Here is a 19950-nt window from a genome sequence, read left to right as displayed (position 1 = left end):
GCTCTCACGGCCCGGCGCGGCGAACTCCACCGAACCGGGTGAATCACGTGGCCAATCGGGATGGCGCAGTCGTTTGGGGCATGGTCGCCGACCTGGCAGACTGACGTCCCATGGACGTGGACATCTGGGCCTGGGTGGGCGACACCCAGCGGCAACTGCACGAAGCCGGGAACACCGGCCTGGCCATGGCGATCGGCGACGTGCCCGCGCAGGCGCTGGAGGGCCGGTACGCGCAGCTCGACGTGCTCGCGCCGGCCATCGCACAGCAGGCGCAGAACCTGGGGCTGCCCTGGCTGGAGTTCTACGCCCGCTACTGGCACCTGATCGGCCGCGTCGGCGACCGCGCCCAGGGGGCCGTCGCCCTCGCCGACGCCGAGACGCTGGTCGAGCTCGCCCAGCGGGAGGACATCCGTGACTGCCCCGGAGCGCCCGGGGCCGTGACGGCGCTGGCCCTCACCCAGGCGAACACCGACGGTCCCGGCTACGCCGACGAGCGGCTGGCCGCCCTCGGCGCCCTCGGGGTCGAGCCGGACTCGCTGGCCTTCTCCTCCGTCGCGGAGCAGTACGTCTCGGCTCTGCTGGACGCGGGCCGCGCCGAGGAGGCGGTCACCTACGCCGAGTCCGCGGTCGGCAGGCTCGGCGCCGCCGACAGGCAGGCGAGCTGGGAGCTCGGTGCCGCCTCCGCCCGCGCCCTGCTGGCCGCGGGGCGCGCCCAGGACGCGCTCACCGCGCTCGACGCGGCGACCGGGTTCAAGCCCGACGACCCCGTGGCCAAGGAGCATCGCGAGGGCGTGCTGCGCTCGCTCGTGCTCGCCGTGCTCGGCAAGCCGCAGGAGTCCGTCGACGCGCTGCCCGACCTGGACGTGGTCGGCGACCACCCGCGGGTTTGGGCCGAGTGGGCGCGGGCCATCCGTGAGCTCGCCGGATTCGCGAAGATCACCAACACCTGGCAGCTCGGCCGGGTGCTCAAGCAGTGGATCGACTACTTCGCCATGATGGGCGGCTACCGCACGCGGGTCGAGCTGGCGCTGGTCGCCGGGGACCTGGCGGTGAGCAGGCAGAGCGTCTGGCAGGCCAGGCAGCTGGCCGACATCGCCGAGTCCGCAGTGGGCGAGCTGAAGTCCGCCGGGGACGCCGCCGGGAGCATCGCCGAGCGGATCGCCGCGCTGCGCACCGCCGCGGACGCGGTCGTCGAGCCGGAGGCGCCGGGTCCCGAGGCTGAGCTGGTCGAGTACTTCGACGCGGCCGACGGCTTCAACGCCGACCCCGAGCGCTGGGTCGGCTGGCTGGCCCCGCTCTCCGGCCGTGACCTGCCCGCCACCCGCAGGCACACCACCACGCTGGGCTTCCTCGGCTACCCGGCCAGGGGCGCCGACATCTACTGGACCATGCTGGTCGAGTCGGGCGACATCGAGACCGCCGACCAGCAGGACGTCTCCTACCTCACCGGTCTGCTGATCGAGGCCCGTCAGGACGAGCGTCTCGAACAGATGGCGCAGCGGCTTCCCGAGGCTCAGCGTCACCTGTCCCTGGGCCGTCTGCACCGCGCGCGGGAGCGCTGGGAGCAGGCCGCCGCCGAGGGCGAGGCCGCCGTCGCCGCGGGCGCGGGCATCGAGGCGAGCCGTCTGTGGGCCGCCGCCGTGCAGCAGAGCGGCGACAACGCCAAGGGCGCCGCGATCCTGCGTGACGCGCTCGACTCGGAGGAGATCGAGCCGGAGGACATCTGGCGGATGATCACCATGGCCACGGCCGCCGAGGACTGGGAGACCGTCCGCGCGGGCACCACCAAGCTCGGCATGCCGCTGCAGTCGACGGAGGGGCCGATCGAGGAGGAGATGGGCCTGGTGCGCATCGTCCTGCCCGCTCCCGACGGCAGCCAGCGCGTGGTCATCAGCCTGCGCACCGGCCCCGCCACGGCCAGGCTGGCCATCCCGCAGCCGACCGGCATGGACTACAACGCCGGTGACCTGGTCGTCTTCGACCCGCAGCTGCTGGAGCCGATCCCGGAGAGCCAGGAGGAGCAGGAGGGCTTCATCCCGCCGTTCGCCGCGGTCAGCATGCTCCGCCCGGGTGGGTACACCAGCTGGTTCTTCGACGGCGCCGCTCCGAGCGAGGCCGACTGGACCGAGTTCAACGAGGTCATGGCCGAGCGCGGCTGGCCGATGTGGGTCTACAGCGACGACAGCTACACGGTCGCGCACCCGACCTCCGGCGAGCGGCTGCCCGGCGTCTTCGGCTGGATCGCGATCCCGCCGGACGTCACGCCGGTCGAGCTCGACGCGGTGCTCGACGACGCCACCGAGCGCTGGGTGCATCCGCTGGCCTGGCTCGACCTCGCCAAGGCCGTCGACGTCGAGGTCGAGCGGCACGAGCGCATCGTCAAGGAGTACGGCCTGTAGCCGTGCCCGTATCCGTGCCCGCCCGGAGCCATCTCCTCCGGGCGGGCACGTACTCCCTGCCCGTGGGTCGCGAGGCCGTGGCGGCGGGTTCCGCGTGGCGAGTGCGGTGATCCCGGTGAATTCTCGTAACGTGAGGTAATCGTCTCACCTGAGTTAAGCATCCAGTTTCATGGAACATGCGCGCTCGTTACGTGGACATGTCACAGTTCCTGTACTCAGGTGAGTGGATGGAGGCATCTTGCAGGACATCGACCGGCTCGGCGCGGTGATCCGGGACGAGCGCCCGTGGGGTGCTTTCGAACGGTACACACTCAACGAGACGTCCACGGTGAAGATCATCGAAGTGGCGCCGGGGCAGCGGCTCAGCCTGCAGCGGCACGAGCACCGTGACGAGCTCTGGGTCGCCCTCGACCCCGGCGCGGTGTTCGAGATCGACGGTGAGCGGATCGAGCCCGCCGTCGGCGACCGGGTGCTCATCAGGGCGGGGCAGACCCACCGGCTCAGCTCGTCGGGCAAGGCGACCCGGATCCTGGAGATCGCCTTCGGATACTTCGACGAGGACGACATCGAGCGGCTTGAGGACTCCTACGGTCGCGTCTGAGGGGTTACTTACCATCGCGTCCTGAAACAGGTAATGAGGGTTACGGCGTGTGACCTTATGATTGATGACGGTGGATGCGGGTAGTTGGCCGCTTCGTCATCGCTGAAGTCGTAATTCGTCATAAGGGGTGCCATGCTGCGGTCGGCGCTTGGTCGGGGAGCGGTCGCCGCGGCGGTCGCGTTCACTCTGGCGGGATGCGGTCTCACCGGGCAGGCGGGCGGGGGGTCGTCGGCCGTCCAGGGGAAGTCCGCCGCCGAGGCCCTCGGCGAGCTGGACAGGCTGCAGGTCAAGGGGCGTGCCCCGATGACCGGTTTCGACCGCGGGGAGTTCGGCCCCGCCTGGTCCGACGTCGACCACAACGGCTGTGACACCCGCAACGACATCCTCAAGCGCGACCTGAAGGACGAGACCTTCAAGTCGGGCACTCACGACTGCATCGTGCTGACCGGGGTCCTCGACGACCCCTACAGCGGCAAGACCATCAGGTTCGAGCGCGGCCAGAAGACCAGCTCCGCGGTGCAGATCGACCATGTGGTCGCGCTGGCCGACGCCTGGCAGAAGGGCGCGCAGCAGTGGCCGGAGAACAAGCGCAAGGAACTGGCCAACGACCCGCTGAACCTGCTGGCCGTCGACGGGCCGCTGAACAGTCAGAAGGGCGCCGGTGACGCGGCCACCTGGCTCCCGCCGCGCGGCGCCTACCGGTGCACCTATGTCTCACGCCAGATCCAGGTGAAGGCCAAGTACGGTCTGTGGGTGACGTCCGCGGAGAAGGACGCCATGCGGAAGATCCTCAACTCCTGCTGACGGGCGCCCACGGTCGCATCCGGTCACGTCGCTCGCTCGTGATGTGACGGTAATAGGATCCGCCTTTGACAAATGGATATAAGGCGGACGTAAAGGATGGGCGATGGGCACTAAGGGACCGGTCGGCAAACGGAGGTCGCTGCGGATCTACCTGATCGCGGTGCCCCTGCTGGTGGTGTGCGCGGTGATCCTCAGCGGCTGCTCACGGGTGAGCACCCAGCCCGACGAGATGGTCCTGCACTACGCCGGCGGCCTCTTCGAGCCGATCAAGTTCGAGCGTTGTATCAACCCATCGAGCGGCGCGACGCTGCTCGGCCCCGGCGACACCCCCTACTCCTACCCGTTCGGGCAGCGGACCTTCGACTTCTCCGAGGCCAAGGACGCCGAGTCCAAGCCGTTGTCCGTCGTGTCCAAGGACAACGTCGAGATGACGGTGTCCGGGGTCGCGACGTTCACGCTCAACACCGAGTGCAAGACGCTGCAGCGCTTCCACGAGAAGATCGGGCTGAAGTTCCGCGCCTACTACGAGGACGGCCAGTCCGAGGGCTGGGGGCGGATGCTCAACCTGTACATGCGGGTGCCGCTCGACCGTGCGATGGACGCCGCCTCCCAGGAGTTCGAGTGGCGGGGACTGTTCAACGACCCGAAGGTGAAGCAGGCCTGGGAGGCCAGGGTCGGTGTGCTGGCCAGGCAGTTCATCGAGGAGACGGGCGGCGCCGACTACTTCTGCAACCCCAACTACACCGGCAGCGGTCAGTGCGGTGACATCTCCCTGACCATCCAGAAGCCCGAGCCGCCCGAGGCGCTGGTGAACGCCCTGGCCGACGAGCAGGCCGCCAAGACCGAGAACATCGCCCAGGCGCAGCGCAACGCGAAGGTCCGCACCGAGATGGAGTCCATCAAGGACCTCGTCAAGGTCCTGGGGCCGCAGGGCGCCGTGCTCTGGCAGGCCATCCAGAAGGGCCAGGTCTCGGTGGTCCCGGTTCCCCAGGGCAGCAACCTCAACATCACCCCGCCCGCCCGGTAACCGGCGGGGTCACGCGCCCAGCGCGGTGCCGAAGTCGCGGGCGATCCCCCGCATGCCCTCCGCGAGCTCCTCCCGGTCGAGCGCCTCGATCCGCCCGGCCGGGCCGGAGATCGACATCGCGGCGACCGTGCGCGAGCCGTCGCGTACCCCGACGGCCAGGCAGTGCACGCCGAGTTCCTCCTCGCCCAGGTCCATGGCGTAGCCCCGCTCACGCACCCGCCGCAGCTCCTCCAGCATGCCGGGCAGGTCGACGACCGTGTTGGCGGTGCGCCTGGGCATGCCGGTGCGCCCGACCAGCGCCGCCACCTCGTCGTCGGCGCGGTCGGCCATCAGGACCTTCCCCACCGCCGTGCTGTGCGGCAGCACCCGCCTGCCGACCTCGGCGAACATCCGCAGCCTCCGGGGAGAGGGCACCTGGGCGACGTAGACGACGAAGTCACCTTCGAGCACCGCCAGGTTGGCCGTCTCACCGGACAGTTCGACCATCCTCGTGAGATACGGCTGCGCCAGCGTCGCGACCATGCGCTCGGCGACCCCGCCGAGCCGTACCAGGGCACCGCCGAGCGCGTAGCGGCGGTCGGACTCCTGACGTACGTAACCGCGCGCCAGCAGGGTGCGCAGCAACCGGTGGATCGTCCCGTACGGCAGGCCGGTCCCGGCCGCGATCTCGGAGAGCCCGGCCTCCCCGCCCCGTTCGGCGAGCGCCTCAAGCACGTCGAGCGCCCGGTCGACCGACTGCACGGTGCCGCCCGGGGAGGCCGGGGCGGCGGCTCCGTGTCGTGCGTCGCTCATATCCGTTTTGTCCATGCGGTCCGTTCCTGTTCCTTGTTCCCGCGTTCACCACGCCCGGTCCAGTCCGCGCAGGGAGGCGTCAAGCACCTGGGCGACGTGCGCGACAGGGATCGGGTCCATGCCGCGGCGGCGGACGGCCGAGGTGATCTGCAGGGTGCAGCCGGGGTTGGCCGAGACCAGCAGGTCGGCGCCGGTGGCCAGCACCCGTTCCGCCTTGCGGTCGCCGAGGTCGCGCGCGGCCTCGGGCTGCAGGAGATTGTAGGTCCCCGCGGAGCCACAGCAGATGGACGATTCGGCGATCTCCACCAGCCTGAGCCCGGGCACGGCCGACAGCAGCGCCCTGGGCTGGGCACGGATTCCCTGGGCGTGCGCCAGATGACAGGCGTCGTGATAGGCCACGGTCAGCGGCAGCGGGTGCCGCCGGGCCACGGGGCCGAGCTCGGCGAGGTACTCCGACAGATCCACGACCCTGACGGCCCCGGCCCGTTCCGGCCCGAGCAGGTCGCCGTACTCCTTCATGGTCGATCCGCAGCCCGCGGCGTTGACCACGACCGTGTCCACTCCCGCGCGCTCGAAGGCCGCCATCGTCCGATCCGCGAGCCGTCCGGCCTGTTCCTGTCGTCCCGAGTGCAGGGACAGGGCCCCGCAGCAGCCCTGCGCGGGCGGGATCACCACCTCGCAGCCCTCCATCGCCAGCACCCTGGCGGTGGCCGCGTTGACCTGGGGGAAGAAGGCGCCCTGGACACAACCGGTGAGCATGCCGACCGTGGCCCTGCGCGGCCCGATCGGCCTGACCCTGTGCGGCAGCCGTACCCGGGCGGGGACCGGGGGCGCCAGCTCGGCCATCGCGGCCAGGGCCGGACTGATCCGCCCCAGCCTCGGGGCGAGCCTGCGGCGCACGCCCGCGGTGAGCCGCAGCGGCAGCCGCATCGCCCGCAGCCGCCGGGGATAGGGGAACAGCCGGAAGACCAGGGCACGCAGCACCCGATCCTGGAGCGGCCTGCGGTGGACCCGTTCGACCTCGGCCCTGGTCTGTTCGATCAGCCGGTCGTACCTCACCCCGGACGGGCAGGCCGTCACGCACGCCATGCACCCGAGGCAGGCGTCGAAGTGCCCGGCCATCTCCGGGGTCAGGGGCGTGCCCTCCACGTGCTGGCCCATGAGGTGGATCCGGCCACGGGGGGAGTCCATCTCCTCGCCCCACAGCACGTAGGTCGGGCACGTCGGCAGGCAGAACCCGCAGTGCACGCAGTCGCCGATCAGCTCAGGGTCCATCTCAGATCCCTCCGACGAACCGGCCGGGGGACATCCTCCGGTCCGGGTCGAACCGCTCCTTGACCCGCCGCATCAACGGCAGCGCGCCGCTCGGCCCCCACCTGTCGATCCTCTCGTCCCGTCCGTACGGCGCGGCGAGGACGACCAGGTGGCCGCCGAGCACGCCGAGCCGGTCGCGTACGGCCGGGACGAACGCCGGGAGCGCCTCCGGTGGTGGGGCGGCCCACAGGACCCCCGAGGCGGCCGAGCCCCGGATCCGGGCGGACGGCTCACACGCCGTGACCGCCCGCAGCGCCCGGCCGACCTCGGCGGGAGGCAGGCGCAGCTCGCACAGCGCCCCGCCGGGGTCACCGGGCAGGGTGTTCCACCAGCCGGGCGCGCCGTTCCCGGTCCACGCAGGACGTCCGCGCGCCAGTTCCCGTACGGCCGTCGCCCGCTCCCCGGCCGCCGTCCCCTCGACGAGGGCCGTGACGAGCGGCCCGTCCCCGTCTCCCGGCCAGTCGACCTCGACGGCGCAGGGTTCGGCCTGCGAGGCGGTCAGGTCGGCCACGAGCCCGTCGAGGGCCGTGAACGGGTCCGGCTCCCGGCCGAGCCCGACGGTGATCCAGCGGCGCTCCGGCGGGGACGGATGGAGGCGGAAGACGGCCTCGGTGACGACCCCGAGCGTGCCGTAGGAGCCGCACAGGAGCTTGCCGAGGTCGTAGCCCGCGACGTTCTTGACGACCCGGCCGCCGGAGGTCGCGGCCGTGCCGTCGGCCAGGACCACGGTGACGCCGATCAGCAGGTCGCGGGCGGTGCCGTACCTGAACCTTCGGGGGCCCGCGACGCCGGTGGCGAGCGTGCCGCCGACGGTTCCCGCGCCGAGCGGGTTGTCCAGGGCAAGTTCCTGGGCGACGCCGGGGAAGGAGGCCAGCGCGCCGAGGGGGAGGCCGGCGCAGACCCTGACGACCAGGTCGCCGGGGGAGTGCTCGACGGTCGTCTCACCGTCGAGGGTCAGACGGCCGGTGCGGAGCAGCAGGTCGCAACGCTCGGGAGGGTTCCCCCAGGCCAGCTTCGTGCCGTCCCCGGCGGGGACGACGGCGAGGTCGTGCCCGGCCGAGACCCGCATCAGCGCGGAGACCTCGGCGGTGGTCCTCGGCAGCGCGACCCAGCGGGGCATGACCCCGGCGACGGCGTCCCCGGGCTCTGCCGGCCGGACCGTCACGCCCGTTCCGCGCAGCGCCTCGAACGGGGCCGTCATCAGAACTGCTCCGCCTGGCCGGACTCGACCAGCGGGTGCGCACCTTTGCGCACCCCGGGGACCTCGCCGCACAGCCGTGGGGTCGGGAAGATCTTTCCCGGATTCGACAGGCCCGCCGGGTCGAAGGCACAACGCACCAGCTGCATGGTCGCGAGATCCTCGTCAGAGAACATTTTCGTCATATATCGGGACTTATCGACGCCTACGCCGTGTTCCCCGGTGATCGAGCCGCCATGCTCGACACAGAGGTCGAGAATCCTGCCGGAGACCAGCTCGGCACGCTCGGCCGTCCCGGGCTCACCGTCGTCGAACAGCACCAGCGGATGCAGGTTGCCGTCCCCGGCGTGGAAGACGTTGGCCACCCGGATGCCGTGCTCCAGGGAGATGCGGTCGATGGCAGCCAGCACCTCCGGCAGCGCGGTCCTGGGCACCACCCCGTCCTGCACGATGTAGGCCGGGCTGATCCGGCCGACCGCCGCGAAGGCCGACTTGCGGCCCTTCCAGACGGCCGCCCGCTCCGCCGGGTCCGCCGCCGTGCGCAGCTCGAAGGCACCGTTCTCCTCACAGATCCGCCGCACCTCGGCGAACTGGTGCGCGACCTCGGGGGCGGGGCCGTCCAGTTCGACGATGAGCACGGCCCCGGCGCCCTCGGGGTAGGCGCAGGCGACCGCCGCCTCCGCGGCCTCGATCGCCAGGGCGTCCATCATCTCGATCGCCGCGGGCAGGATGCCGCCGCCGATGATCGCCGAGACCGCCCGGCCGCCCCCCTCGACGTCGTCGAAGGCCGCCAGCAGCGTCGTCACGGCCTGCGGGGCCCGTGTCAGCCGGACGGTGACCTTGGTGGTGACGCCCAGCGTGCCCTCCGAGCCGACGAAGGCACCCAGCAGGTCGTAGCCGGGATCGGTGTTCGACAGCTCGACGATGTCGCCGTCCGGGGTGACGACCTCCAGGGCGAGCACGTGGTTGACCGTGAAGCCGTACTTCAGGCAGTGGGCGCCGCCGGAGTTCTCCGCGACGTTGCCGCCGATGGAGCAGACCTGCTGGCTTGAGGGGTCGGGCGCGTAGTAGTAACCCAGGTCGCGGACCGCCTCGGTGATCGCCAGGTTGGTGACCCCGGGCTCGACGACGGCACGCCGGTTCGGCAGGTCGACCGACAGGATCCGCCGCATCCTGGAGGTGACGACGAGCACCCCGTCCGCCCTCGGCAACGCCCCGCCGGACAGGCCGGTCCCCGCGCCCCTGGCCACGAACGGCACGCCGTGGCGGACGCAGACCCGCACCACGGCCGCGACCTGCTCGGCGGTCTCCGGCAGCACGACGACGCCGGGACTCGCGCGATGGTGGGTCAGGCCGTCGCACTCGTAGGTGCGCAGCCGTACGGGATCGGTGATCACCGAGCCGGGGCCGAGGATCTCCAGGAACCGCCGGACCGGTTCGTCGAGGGTCTTCTCCGGCATCGCGCCTCCCTTCCCCTGCGGGGCCCGCCGGTCCCGGGCCCCGCGGTCGCGGTCGCCTCAGGGCATGCGGGCGTAGGCGGGCAGCGTCAGGAACTCGGCGAAGTCGTCGTCGAGGGCGACCTCCTTGAACAGGGCGGTCGCCTGGGCGTAGCGCTCGGCGTCGTAGCCGGGCTGCGCGGCGATCCCGGCGAGCTCCTCCTCGATGATCCGCTCGACGAGTTCCCTTGTCACCTGGGCACCGGTGTCGGCGAGCCGGATGTCGTTGTGGATCCACTGCCAGACCTGGGAACGGGAGATCTCCGCGGTCGCCGCGTCCTCCATCAGGTTGTGGATGGCCACCGCGCCCTGGCCGCCCATCCAGGCCGCGAGGTAGCGCAGCGCCACGTCGACGTTGTTGCGCAACCCGGCCTCGGTGATCTCACCCGGGGTCTTGGAGACCGCGAGCAGGTCGGCGGCCGAGACCGAGACGTCCTCGCGCAGCCGGTCGAGCTGGTTGGGCCGCTCGCCGAGGACGGAGTCGAAGACCTCGCGGCAGACCGGGACCAGGTCGGGGTGGGCCACCCACGAGCCGTCGAACCCGTCGCCCGACTCACGGGTCTTGTCCGCGGTGACCTTCTCCAGCGCGACCTTGTTGACCTCGGGGTCACGGCGGGAGGGGATGAACGCGGCCATGCCGCCGATGGCGTGGGCGCCGCGCCGGTGGCAGGTGCTCACGAGCAGCTCGGTGTAGGCGCGCATGAAGGGGGCGGTCATGGTCACCGCGTTGCGCTCGGGCAGCAGGAACTCCCTGCCCCGGGTGCGGAACTTCTTGATCACGCTGAACAGGTAGTCCCAGCGGCCCGCGTTGAGCCCCGCGGAGTGCTCGCGCAGCTCGTAGAGGATCTCCTCCATCTCGAAGGCGGCCGGGTAGGTCTCGATCAGGACGGTCGCGCGGATCGTGCCCCGCGGGATGCCGAGCAGCTCCTGGGCCCTGACGAAGACGTCGTTCCAGAGGCGGGCCTCCTGGTGCGACTCCATCTTCGGCAGGTAGAAGTAGGGGCCCCTGCCCTTGTCGATCTGCCGCCGCGCCGAGTGGAAGAAGTACAGGCCGAAGTCGACCAGCGAGCCGGAGAACGGCTCACCGTCGAGGGTGAGGTGTTTCTCCTCCAGGTGCCAGCCACGCGGGCGGACCACGATCGTCGCGAGTTCCTCGTCGGGCCTGAGCGCGTAGTCCTTGCCGCCGGCGGAGAAGTCGATGGTCCTGTCGAGCGCGTCACGCAGGTTGAGCTGGCCGTTGACCGTGTTCTCCCAGGTGGGGGCGTTGGCGTCCTCGAAGTCCGCCAGCCAGACCTTGGCCCCCGAGTTCAGCGCGTTGATCGTCATCTTGCGGTCGACGGGGCCGGTGATCTCCACCCTGCGGTCCTCAAGGCCGGGTGCGGGCGGGGCGACCCGCCACTCGGACTCGCGCACGTGCCGCGTCTCCGGCAGGAAGTCGAGGGTGCCGCCCGCGGACAGCTCCGCCTGGCGCGCCTGGCGGGCGCCCAGCAGCTCAAGGCGCCTGGCGCCGAACTCTCGCTGGAGTGTGGCCGTGAAGGCCAGCGCCTCCGGCGTGAGGATCTCGTCGAACCGGTCCGCCGACGGGCCGTGGATCTCAACGCCGTCCATGAGCATCCTTTCCATAGAGTGGAAAAATACTTCTGAAGTGTGGAATAGACGCTACTCGATGGTCACCCAGGGGGCAAAGACCGGGGTCCCCGGAGGGACTTGTCGGGGGCTTCCCCGATGGAGAGCGGGCCGTCCTCCCGGAAGAGTTGGACATGTCCCGAACAGGGGTGAACGAGGAAGGTCGGAGATGCTGTCCAAGAGGAAGAACCTGGTCGCCGCGGGGGCGCTCGCCGGGGCGGTCCTGCTGCTGTCCGGCTGCAGGCTGAACGTCGACTTCGGCGACCGGAAGCAGTCCGTCGCCACCTACACCGTCGGTGGCGGCGTCACCGCCCTCGAGGCGTACGCGGAGGTGGGGGACATCGTGATCTCCGAGAGCGGGCAGCAGGAGGTCCGGGTGACCGAGACCCGCCACTGGGGCGGGGACGACAGGAACATCCCGAAGACCGAGCACCCCGTCGCGGGCGGCACGCTCACCCTGCGCTACGACTGCCCGGGCTCCTCGAACTGCTCGGTCGACTACCGGATCGACATCCCCAAGGGGCTCGCCGTCACCCTGGAGTCGACCGCGGGCGACATCACGATGCGCTCACTGACCGGCGAGGTGAACGCGAGCGCGGGCGCAGGCGGCATCGAGGGCAACGACCTGGGAGGAAAGAGCCTCGTCGCGACCACCGGGGCGGGTGAGGTCAGGGTCAGGTTCGCCACGGCCCCCGGCCGCGTGGAGGTCGAGACCGGCACCGGCGACGCGACCGTACGGCTGCCGCAGGGCAGCTACAACGTCACGGCGGACACCGGGGTCGGCGAGGAGGTCGTCAAGGTCACCAACGACCCGGCCTCGCCCAACGGCGTCTCGGTGCGGACCGGCGCCGGGGACGCCAAGGTGCTGCCCGTGTGAGCCACACCGGATAACGGGATGAATACCCGGCCGTCCGCGTGGCACCATCATGGGAAGAGACACCGAGGTTCGGGCGTTCTCCCAGGAGATGACGCATACGAACCACGCACCTGAACGGAGCGACAACATAGACATTCGTGAGCCGCTGGAGATCGACCGATTCGACGACCTGCCGGAGATCGGCGAGATGGACCTGGCAGAGCGCCAGGCACTGCGCAGGGTCGCGGGGCTCTCGACGGAGCTTGAGGACGTCACCGAGGTCGAGTACCGCCGGCTGCGACTTGAACGAGTCGTCCTGGTCGGCGTCTGGACCTCGGGCACGGCGGCCGACGCCGAGAACTCCCTCCTGGAGCTGAAGCTCCTGGCCGAGACCGCCGGGTCGGAGGTCCTGGAAGGGCTGATCCAGCGCCGCCAGAAGCCCGACACCGCCACCTACATCGGCTCGGGCAAGGCGCAGGAGCTCGCCGACATCGTCGCGGCGACCGGAGCCGACACCGTGGTGTGCGACGGAGAGCTGAGCCCCGGCCAGCTCCGTCAGCTTGAGGAGGTCGTCAAGGTCAAGGTCATCGACCGGACCATGCTGATCCTCGACATCTTCGCCCAGCACGCCAAGAGCCGCGAGGGCAAGGCGCAGGTCGAGCTGGCCCAGCTCAACTACCTGCTGCCGCGCCTTCGAGGCTGGGGTGGCAACCTGTCCCGCCAGGTCGGCGGACGCGCCGCGGGCGGCGTTGGCATCGGCGGCCGAGGCCCCGGTGAGACCAAGATCGAACTGGACCGCAGGCGCATCCGCGAGCGGATGGCCAAACTGCGCCGTCAGATCGCGGAGATGACCACCGCCAGAGAGACCAAGCGGGCGCGGAGGCTGTCGCGCGAGGTGCCCGCGGTGGCCATCGCCGGATACACCAACGCGGGCAAGTCCTCGCTGCTGAACCGGCTCACCAGCGCCGGTGTGCTGGTCGAGGACGCCCTGTTCGCCACGCTGGACCCGACGGTCCGCAGGGCGCACACGCCGGACGGCAGGCTGTTCACGCTGGCCGACACCGTCGGGTTCGTCCGGCACCTGCCGCACCAGCTGGTCGAGGCCTTCCGCTCGACGCTTGAGGAGATCGGCGACGCCGACCTGATCCTGCACGTGGTCGACGGCTCGCACCCCGACCCGGAGTCGCAGCTGGCGGCCGTGCGGGAGGTGGTCTCCGAGATCGAGGGCGCCCGCGACATCCCGGAGATCGTCGTCGTCAACAAGGCCGACGTCGCCGACCCCGTGGTGCTGGCCCAGCTGGAGGCCAGGGAGAAGCCCATCGTCGTGGTCTCGGCCCGCACCGGCGCCGGGATCGACGAGCTGATGGCGCTGATCGAGCGGGAGATGCCCCGTTTCGACCAGGAGGTCAGGCTGCTGGTGCCGTACCAGCGGGGAGACCTGATCTCCAGGGCGCACAAGGAGGGCGAGGTGCTGGGCATCGAGCACACCGGTGACGGCACGATCCTGCACGCCAGGGTCCTGCCCTCGCTCTTCGCCGAGCTGGAGCGGACCGCCAAGCCGGTCGAGACCGTCTGAGAGAGACCCTGAGCCCCGTCCCGCCGTTTCCCCGGCGGGCGGGGCTCTCTCACTCCGTGCCGCGCCGGAAGACCACCAGCGCCACGTCGTCCTCCCGGGCGCCGAACCGCCTGATCAGCCGTTCGCAGAACAGTTCGAGGTCGTCCTCGACCGTGTCCGCCAGCTGCCGTACGATCTCCAGGCTCTCGTCGAGGAGCTTGTCGCGGTCCTCGACCAGGCCGTCGGTGAACATCAGCACCGCCCCGCCCTCGGGAACGACCAGCCGGTCGACCCGGTAGGTCTCCTCGGCCACGCCGAGCAGGAGATTGCCCAGGCGGTCGTAGCGGGCCCGGCCGTCACCGATGAGCAATGGGGGGATGTGGCCCGCGTTGGCGACCTCCATGCACCCGGTCGCCGGGTCGATCAGCGTCAGGCACACGGTCGCGGTCATGCCCGGGTGATAACGCCGTAGCACGTCGTTGAGCAGTCCCATGGACGCGCCCAGGTCGACGGTGCCGATGAGCGAGGCCCGCAGCGCGTGACGCAGCTCCGCCATGACCGTCGCGGCCAGCAGGGAGTGCCCCTGGACGTCCCCGATCGCGATGAGCACGCGTTCACCGAGCCGCAGGACCTCGTAGAAGTCGCCGCCGACCTCCACGTTGTCCACCGCGGGCTGGTAACGCCAGCTGATCTCCAGACCGGGCACCTCGGGAATCCTGGCGGGCAGCAGGCTGCGCTGCAGGGTGAGGGCTATCGCGTGCTCCTCGGCGTAGGCGCGCAGCGCGTCGAGCGCCAGGGCCAGCGCCTGGCCGAGCTGCCGCAGGACGTTCGACTCGTCCTGGCCCAGCTCCGGCGTCGCCTCGACGCCGAGGAAGACCGGCGGCCTGCCCCCCTTCGTACGGCAGAGCACCCCCCGCACGTCGCCCTTGAGGTCCGCGTCGGGAATCAGCCTCAGCCAGTCGCTCGCCAGGACGGTGAAGACCCGGGTTCCCGCCGCGTTGCCCAGCGACATGGCGTCCAGCGCGGGCAGGGTCGTCGCGGTCACGTTCCGGGAGACGGCGCAGCCAGGAGGCAGCGCGGTGTATCTGCGGACGCGCCCGTCGGGCGGCAACGCCAGAGCGCCCGCCTGCCTGCCGAGGATCCTTGAGGTGCCCTCGACGGCCGTGACGAGGAGTTCGTCGAAGGTGTCCGCCGAGTTCATCGCGAGGGTGACCTCGGTGAGCGCGGCCAGCCGTTCGGCGATCCGCTCGGCCCGCTGCCTGGCCCGGTAGTAGCGCAGCGTCGCCTCGACCGTCGCGGCGAACTCGTCGGGTTCGACCGGCTCGGCCAGATAGGCGTCCGCCCCCCGTTCGAGCCCGTGCGCCCGGTCGGCCGGGGTGATCGCCGCCCCGGAGATCTGGACGACCGGGATCGAGGCGGTCACCGGATCGGCCTTGATCTGCTCGCACACCTCGTGCCCGCTGATGTCGGGCAGCCGTACGTCGAGGACGACCAGGTCGGGCCGAAGCTCCCTGACCTTGGCGAGCGCCTCGACGCCGCCCGTCGCCTGCAGTACCTCGTGTCCCGCGCGCCGCAGCCAGCTCGACAGGATGTACAGCTTGGTCGGGGTGTCGTCGACGACGAGCACCCTCGCCTGCGCCTGGTTCACCGTGCCTCCGCCTGCTCCAGGGCGCGGCGCAGGGCCGCGAGCAGGCTGTCCCTGCGCAGGCCCTGCTTGGGGACGACCGCGCTCGCCTCCTGCGGGTACTGGTGCGAGCCCGCCGCGGTGACCACGACGACCGGCACCCGCCGCAGCCGCTCGTCCCGCGCCATCCGCTGCAGCAGGGCCCCGCCGTCCAGCCTGGGCATGAGCAGGTCGACCAGGGCGATGTCCGGCGGGTTCGCCGCCATCGTCTCCAACGCCACCAGGCCGTCGGCGGCCTCGTCGACGTGCGCGGCGACCCCGGAGAGCATCCGCCGTACGGTCGCGCGGAACTCCGCGTCGTCGTCGGCGACGAGCACCCGCCCGACGGAGGGCATTGCGTCGTCGCGGCTGGGCAGCTTGAGCGTGACCGTCGTCCCCGCACCCGCCACACTGGACAGCCTGAGCGTGCCGCCCATCGCCTCGACCAGCCTGCGGGCGTACGGCAGGCCGAGCCCGGTGCCCTTCGTCCTGACCTGGATCGGCCCCGGCACCTGGTAGAACTCCTCGAAGACACGCTCCTGGTGCTCCTCGGGAACGCCGATCCCGGTGTCGGTGACCAGCAGGACGACCTCGTGGGTCGCGGCGTCGAAGCTCACGTCGAGCGTGACCTCGCCCTCCTCGGTGAACTTCAGCGCGTTGGACAGCAGGTTGCGCAGCACCCGGGTGAGCATCGTCTCGTCGACGAGCATCTCCCGCGCGTCGTGCGCGATCCGCGTCGTCAGGCGCACCCGGTTGCCGCCGGTCGGGCGCAGTGACATGCGCAGCCGTTCGGCCAGGGCGACCAGGTCCACCTGGGACGGTTGCGGGTCCAGCCGTCCCGCCTGCGCCTTGGCCATGTCGAGCAGCTCGCTCACCAGGTTGAGGAGCGTCTCCGCCGAGGAGCCGATGAGCTGGATCTGGTGGAGCTGCTCGTCGGCCAGCGGCTCCCCGCCGGGGCCGACCAGGAGCCGCACCAGGCCGATGATCGAGTTGAGCGGGGTGCGCAGTTCGTGGCTGACCGTGGCCCAGAACCGGTCCTTGGCGGCGCTCGCCTCCCTGAGCTGGGCGGACTTCTCATCCAGCTCGGCGTAGAGCGCGACGACGCCGCGGTTGGTCTCCTCAAGCTCCTCGGAGAGCTGGTTGTACAGCGCGAGCACACCCTGGTTGGTCTCCTGCAGCTCGGCGTTGAGCTGGATGACCTCCTCCAGGGTCGCGGCCAGCTCGTGGTTCTGCTGGCGCAGCTCGTCCAGGGCGGTCGTGGGGGTCAGCTTCGCGAGCCTGGCGCGTATCTCCTCGACCGACGGCCTCGGCCGGCCCGGAGGAAGCCGTTTGAGCATGCTTATCGTTCCCCTGGCGGGACTCAGCTCGATCGCGTCGACGAGACGCCCCGCCAGCGTCACACCGTCCGCCGTCTGGACGGCGGCCTGCTCGGGCAGGCCGATCCTGACGACCAGGCTGTCCTGCCCCAGAAGGAAGGTGGCGAACGTCTCCGTCGTCTCGCCCAGCACCTCGCGGCCGATCTCACTCAGCGCCGTGGCCATGCGGATCTGGTCCTGGGTCTCAAGGCCCACGGCCTCGGCGACGTCGCGGCCGAGCTTTCGCATGGCGAACACGTCCCGCTCGTCGCGGACGGGGACGCTGATCAGCTCCTCGCCGTCGGGTACCGAGCCCCCGCGGTTCACAGAGCGGGCCTCACGGCCACCACGCAGGCGTCGTCCCTGCGCGTGCCCGCGTCCCTCAGCAGCGTGGCGGCGACCACCGAGGGGGCCCGGGTGGCGAGCCCCGGGTAGGCGGAGATGTCCCAGCGGTCGGACAGGCCGTCCGAGTGGAGCACGACCACGCTGTGCGGCGGCGCGGTGTACTCGTACTGGCGCAGGGTCCTGGCCTGGTGGCCCGCGATCCCCGGCACCGAGATCATGCCCTGCCTGCCGTCGTGGCCCGCGATCCAGGCGGAGACGTTGCCCAGGCCCGCGAAGCCGACCGTGCCCGTGACCCGGTCGACGCGGGCGACGGCGACGGCGCCGCCCCTGGTCTGGCCGAGCCCCCGGTGGAGGCGTTCCAGGATGTCCCCGGGCGCCAGGGCGGCGTGTTCCGTGAACAGCCGTACGGCCTTCCGCGAGGCGTGGGCGGCGGCGGGGCCGTGGCCGAGGCCGTCGCAGAGCATCACGGTCACCGAGGTGCCCGAGTCCGAGGCCGCGAACGCGTCACCGCAGACGCTCTCCTCGCCGATCGGGCGCGTCACGCCGCTGACCCGGCAGGCAGGTTTGGGGCTCTGACGTGCGGTGAAGTACATGCCGAGCACAGTGCCCCGTCCCGGTACCGAGTGAACCTCGTAGCCGGTGGCCATCCGCGCGATGCCGCCCATGCCGATGCCGAGGGTTCCCGCCGTCGAGTAGCCGTCGCGCAGGGCGCGGGCGACGTCGCGCATCCCCGGCCCCCGGTCCACGGCGACGACCTCGACCGCCGAGCCGAGCTCGGGGTGGGGACGGATCAGCATGGTGCCCTCGACCGCGTGCTTGACCAGGTTGGAGGCCGCCTCGCTCACAGCCACGGCGACCCGTCCGGTGTCCTCCTCGTCGAACCCCCGGTTCTCGGCGAGCACGACCGCGGCGCGGCGCAGGGAACCGATGGCGCTGGCGTCCTCGGCCCTGGCCCACACGTCGTCCTGGGAGACGATCACCTCGCCCATTTCGTCACCGTGATGAGCGTGCCCTCTCCTGGAGCCGACTTCAGGTCGAACTCGTCGACCAGCCTGCGGGAGCCGCTGAGCCCGAGCCCGAGGCCGCCGCCGGTGGTCCATCCGTCGGTGAGGGCCTGCTCGATGTCCGGAATGCCGGGACCCTCGTCGCTGAAGGTCAGGCGCAGCCCCTTGCGTAGACCGTTGTGCACGATCTCGACGCGGACCCGGCCGCCGCCCGCGTAGACCAGCGCGTTGCGGGCCAGTTCGCTGGCCGCGGTCACGACCTTGGTCTGGTCGACGAGGGACAACCCCACGTCCACGGCCACGGTCCTGACGTGCTGGCGTACCAGGACGACGTCGCTGTTGCCGTTGACGGGCAGTTCTGCGGGGGTGGTCACCGGGCGGCCGTGGCGATCTGGGCGCCTTCGAGATGGTTCAGCAGCGCGACACCCTTCTCAAGGTTCAGCGCGGTGCGCACGCCACCGAGGGAGAGCCCGAGCTCCACGAGGGTGATCGCCACCGCGGGACGCATCCCGACGACCACCGTCTCGGCGTCGAGCATGCGGGAGATCGCCGCGATGGTCGCCAGCATGCGCCCGATGAACGAGTCGACGATCTCGACGGCGGTGATGTCGATGATCACTCCTCGGGCCCCCGTCGCGACGACCTTGTCGGCCAGGTCCTCCTGCAGGGCCAGGACGCCCTGGTCCTGCAGGTCGATCTGGATGGAGACGATCAGGATGTCTCCGAGCTTGAGGATGGGGACGCGGTCCATCATCCCTCCTCGGTCCGTACGGCGACGCGGGTCTTCCTGCTGGCGAACTCCACGCCACTGCGCCGTAGCGCGTGCGCCAGGGCGTCGGCGAGGGAGGCCTTGGTCACGATGTCACCGAACTCGATGCCCAGGGTGACGATGGTGTGGGCGATCTGCGGGCGGATGCCGGAGATCACACACTCCGCGCCCATCAACCGCGCCGCGACCACGGTCTTGAGGAGGTGCTGGGCGACCTGGGTGTCCACCGCGGGCACACCGGTGATGTCGATGACGGCGTGTTCGGAGCCGGTGTCGACCAGCGTCTGCAGCAGCTTCTCCATCACCACCTGGGTCCTGGCCGAGTCGAGCGTGCCGACCAGCGGCACCGCGACGATGCCCTCCCAGAGTTTGACCACCGGGGTGGACAGTTCGAGGAGCTGCTCCGCCTGGTCGACGATCACCTTCTCCCTGGCGGCGGCGTAGTTCTCTATGGTGAACAGCCCCAGGTCGTCGATGAGCCGGGAGAACCAGATGAACCCCCGCAGGGCCTCGGGGGAACCGTCCGCCTCCACGCTCTCGTAGACCGCCTCCTTCAGGCCGAACACCACGACGGCGGTCTCCGAGGGTGTGAAGCCCTGGCGGGCGCGGCTGCGGGACAGCTCGGCGAGCAGGCCGTGCAGGTCGCTGGAGCCGCCCTCCTCACCGAGTGACCGCCGTAGCGCCTGGAGCAACTCGTGCAGCTGTCCCCTCAGGGCGGCACGGTCCACGTTGCCCGCCGAGGAGGAACCCGCTATTTCCTGCCAGCGCCGGAGGATGTCCTCCTCGTTGTCCTGCAGCAGCTGTTCTATGCGACGCCGACCGGCGTCTGCGGAGACGGACAAGATGACTCCCATGCGTACGGCTGACAGACGGCTCGCACGAAAGGCTACATGGCATGTCCGTTTTGGGAGCCGGGCAGAGGTTCCCCCGGCATGGTCCGCCGGTCCGGCGAGGGGTTTCGCGCCGATGCGTGACTCGCGGACGTTCGAGAGATGTGATACCGAGACCTGGTTCCAACAGCCTAGATAGATGGCTTGTCCTATTTCAATGGAAAAGCTTGCCTTGATGGGGCTTTGTGGGGTGCACTATTGGTCTCTGAAAATCGTACAAAAGCCCCAAAAGCGACAGTGGTCGGGCAAGGTTTGG

Annotated in this window: 17 protein-coding genes; 6 read left to right on the top strand and 11 right to left on the bottom strand. The window is 70.8% G+C overall.

What is annotated here, in order from left to right:
• Positions 1 to 110: 110 nt before the first annotated feature.
• From ABZ470_RS08470 to ABZ470_RS08455, 4 genes are all read left to right on the top strand, one after another.
• A complete protein-coding gene (locus ABZ470_RS08470; RefSeq protein WP_362910829.1) occupies positions 111 to 2399 on the top strand; it encodes a tetratricopeptide repeat protein in 2289 nt (762 codons plus the stop codon).
• 238 nt (positions 2400 to 2637) lie between these two features.
• Positions 2638 to 3000 (top strand): phosphomannose isomerase type II C-terminal cupin domain, encoded by a 363-nt coding sequence (locus ABZ470_RS08465; protein ID WP_352008570.1) that lies wholly within the window; start codon positions 2638 to 2640, stop codon positions 2998 to 3000.
• Between the two features lie 132 nt (positions 3001 to 3132).
• The gene (locus ABZ470_RS08460) at positions 3133 to 3804 is read left to right on the top strand and encodes an HNH endonuclease family protein (protein WP_352008571.1); all 672 of its coding nucleotides are present in this window, start codon (positions 3133 to 3135) and stop codon (positions 3802 to 3804) included.
• A gap of 103 nt (positions 3805 to 3907) precedes the next feature.
• Complete coding sequence (locus ABZ470_RS08455; RefSeq protein ID WP_352008572.1) at positions 3908 to 4831, top strand: SPFH domain-containing protein; 924 nt, start codon at positions 3908 to 3910, stop codon at positions 4829 to 4831.
• Between the two features lie 9 nt (positions 4832 to 4840).
• Here the strand turns inward: ABZ470_RS08455 and ABZ470_RS08450 are convergent, their stop codons facing one another.
• The 5 genes from ABZ470_RS08450 to aceB are packed head-to-tail and all read right to left on the bottom strand — an operon-like array spanning position 4841 to position 11239.
• A complete protein-coding gene (locus ABZ470_RS08450; protein WP_352008573.1) occupies positions 4841 to 5623 on the bottom strand; it encodes an IclR family transcriptional regulator in 783 nt (260 codons plus the stop codon).
• A gap of 45 nt (positions 5624 to 5668) precedes the next feature.
• Positions 5669 to 6898 (bottom strand): heterodisulfide reductase-related iron-sulfur binding cluster, encoded by a 1230-nt coding sequence (locus ABZ470_RS08445; RefSeq protein WP_362910826.1) that lies wholly within the window; start codon positions 6896 to 6898, stop codon positions 5669 to 5671.
• 1 nt (position 6899) lies between these two features.
• On the bottom strand, positions 6900 to 8138 hold the full coding sequence (locus ABZ470_RS08440; RefSeq protein WP_362910824.1) for an FAD-binding oxidoreductase: 1239 nt from the start codon (positions 8136 to 8138) through the stop codon (positions 6900 to 6902).
• A complete protein-coding gene (locus ABZ470_RS08435) occupies positions 8138 to 9595 on the bottom strand; it encodes an FAD-linked oxidase C-terminal domain-containing protein (protein WP_362910822.1) in 1458 nt (485 codons plus the stop codon). The genes ABZ470_RS08440 and ABZ470_RS08435 overlap by 1 nt, the downstream gene beginning before the upstream one ends.
• Before the next feature lie 57 nt (positions 9596 to 9652).
• Positions 9653 to 11239, bottom strand: coding sequence for a malate synthase A (aceB, locus tag ABZ470_RS08430; RefSeq protein ID WP_352008577.1), 1587 nt, complete (start codon positions 11237 to 11239; stop codon positions 9653 to 9655).
• 187 nt (positions 11240 to 11426) lie between these two features.
• On the opposite strand from aceB, the gene ABZ470_RS08425 reads away from it, so the two are divergent.
• Entirely contained in the window at positions 11427 to 12134 is a 708-nt protein-coding gene (locus ABZ470_RS08425) for a DUF4097 family beta strand repeat-containing protein (RefSeq protein ID WP_362910818.1), read from the top strand.
• Positions 12135 to 12321: 187 nt separating this feature from the next.
• Positions 12322 to 13689, top strand: coding sequence for a GTPase HflX (gene hflX / locus ABZ470_RS08420; protein ID WP_352009438.1), 1368 nt, complete (start codon positions 12322 to 12324; stop codon positions 13687 to 13689).
• A gap of 49 nt (positions 13690 to 13738) precedes the next feature.
• Here hflX and ABZ470_RS08415 read toward each other — a convergent pair whose 3' ends face one another.
• The 6 genes from ABZ470_RS08415 to ABZ470_RS08390 are packed head-to-tail and all read right to left on the bottom strand — an operon-like array spanning position 13739 to position 19658.
• Positions 13739 to 15316, bottom strand: a complete 1578-nt coding sequence (locus ABZ470_RS08415) for a fused response regulator/phosphatase (protein WP_362910815.1) — start codon at positions 15314 to 15316, stop codon at positions 13739 to 13741.
• Positions 15313 to 17013 (bottom strand): ATP-binding protein, encoded by a 1701-nt coding sequence (locus ABZ470_RS08410; protein ID WP_362910813.1) that lies wholly within the window; start codon positions 17011 to 17013, stop codon positions 15313 to 15315. The genes ABZ470_RS08415 and ABZ470_RS08410 overlap by 4 nt, the downstream gene beginning before the upstream one ends.
• The gene (locus tag ABZ470_RS08405) at positions 17010 to 18020 is read right to left on the bottom strand and encodes an ATP-binding SpoIIE family protein phosphatase (RefSeq protein ID WP_352008581.1); all 1011 of its coding nucleotides are present in this window, start codon (positions 18018 to 18020) and stop codon (positions 17010 to 17012) included. Before ABZ470_RS08405 ends, ABZ470_RS08410 begins: the two co-directional genes overlap by 4 nt.
• The gene (locus tag ABZ470_RS08400) at positions 18008 to 18409 is read right to left on the bottom strand and encodes an anti-sigma regulatory factor (RefSeq protein WP_352008582.1); all 402 of its coding nucleotides are present in this window, start codon (positions 18407 to 18409) and stop codon (positions 18008 to 18010) included. The genes ABZ470_RS08405 and ABZ470_RS08400 overlap by 13 nt, the downstream gene beginning before the upstream one ends.
• Positions 18406 to 18789, bottom strand: a complete 384-nt coding sequence (locus ABZ470_RS08395; RefSeq protein ID WP_362910810.1) for an STAS domain-containing protein — start codon at positions 18787 to 18789, stop codon at positions 18406 to 18408. Before ABZ470_RS08395 ends, ABZ470_RS08400 begins: the two co-directional genes overlap by 4 nt.
• Complete coding sequence (locus ABZ470_RS08390; protein ID WP_362910808.1) at positions 18786 to 19658, bottom strand: STAS domain-containing protein; 873 nt, start codon at positions 19656 to 19658, stop codon at positions 18786 to 18788. Before ABZ470_RS08390 ends, ABZ470_RS08395 begins: the two co-directional genes overlap by 4 nt.
• Positions 19659 to 19950: the final 292 nt, after the last annotated feature.

Source organism: Streptosporangium sp. NPDC020072, from assembly GCF_040631445.1.
GTDB lineage: Bacteria > Actinomycetota > Actinomycetes > Streptosporangiales > Streptosporangiaceae > Streptosporangium.
Note: the sequence above shows the minus strand (reverse complement) of the source record. Positions and strands in the feature narration are given on the sequence as shown.